This is a genomic window from Candidatus Pelagibacter communis (assembly GCF_001180225.1).
GTDB lineage: Bacteria > Pseudomonadota > Alphaproteobacteria > Pelagibacterales > Pelagibacteraceae > Pelagibacter > Pelagibacter ubique_D.
This window is the reverse complement of record NZ_CVST01000008.1, coordinates 1-1,220: the sequence shown is the minus strand read 5'-3', so window position 1 is coordinate 1,220 and position 1,220 is coordinate 1. Positions and strand designations below refer to the sequence as shown.

The following is a 1,220-nucleotide window of genomic DNA, read 5'->3' as shown; positions in this document are numbered from 1 at the left end:
TAAATCTTTAAGAAAATTAATATTTTCAAACACATCTGAAATCCAAGAGGAAATTATTTTTAAGGATAAAATTGGAAGAATTAGAGACATACAAGTTCACCCAATTAATGGGAAAATTTATTTTTTAGCTGGGGATGATTTGTGGCTAATGGAAAAAAATAATTAATGTAATGAAAGAAAAACCTTATCATCATTTGTCAAATGGAACTTTTCGAAATCCTAAGGGTTCACCTGTTGTAATATCTAGATCAGGGAAATTTTCTTATAGAACTTTCAGTAAATTAAGAAAAAATATTAGTCTTAATTTTCCAAAAGAGCATGTTGTCGAAAAAGAAAAAGTTAAATCTGATTTAGAAAAATACAAAAATGCTGATTATATCGCCTGGATTGGGCACGCTACTTATTTAATTAAATTAGGTAACACAACAATAATTACTGATCCAGTTTTTTCAAAAAATGCTGGTCCGTTAATATTTGGGCCAAAGAGATTTACTAAACCTGCATTAGATCTAAACGAAATTCCAAAAACAGATTTATTTTTATTAACTCACAATCATTATGATCATCAAGATATGTCAACTATCAGAAATTTTCCATACAAAGATGCTAAAGTATTAGTTCCACTTAACCTTGGAAAATATTTTAAGAATTATGAAGATGTAAATGAAATGGATTGGTATGATCACAAAAATATTAATAGTGATTTAAAAATAACCTTACTACCAGCAGTTCATTGGTCAAAAAGAAGTCTAACAGACACAAATAAAACTTTGTGGGGGAATTTTTTAATTGAATATAAAAATAGAAAAATTTTATTTGCTTGTGATACTGGTTATGGAAATATCTATAAAGAACTAGGAGAAAAATATGGTCCGATTGATCTTACTATGATCAACATTGGAGCATATAATTTTAAACCAATGTTCGATAAAACTATTTACCATACAACCCCAGAAGAAGCTTTAAATGTAGCAAAAGATCTTAAAAGCAAAAAAGTATTAGGAATGCATTGGGGGACTTTTGTTTTATCTTTAGAGCCAATTATGGAACCACCAATTCGATTTAAAGATAATGCAGAAAATTATGGATTTAAAAGAGAAGATGCAATTACATTTAATATTGGAGAGGTAAAATCCTTAAACGAATTATTATAACTACAATATAGTTATTCTGTGCATAATTCTATTACCTTTAAAAGGGGTAGCTTGGTGGAGCATGGA

1 protein-coding gene is annotated in these 1,220 nt (G+C 28.2%); it reads left to right on the top strand.

The annotated features are described in order from the left end of the window. The first annotated feature begins 170 nt into the window (after positions 1–170). Positions 171–1,154, top strand: coding sequence for an MBL fold metallo-hydrolase (locus AMN99_RS00200; protein WP_075505856.1), 984 nt, complete (start codon positions 171–173; stop codon positions 1,152–1,154). The last annotated feature ends 66 nt before the right edge of the window (positions 1,155–1,220 follow it).

What these genes read in the sequence shown, in the direction of transcription:
- AMN99_RS00200 (WP_075505856.1), top strand. Translation starts at nt 171, where the DNA reads ATGAAAGAAAAACCTTATCATCATTTGTCAAATGGAACTTTTCGAAAT.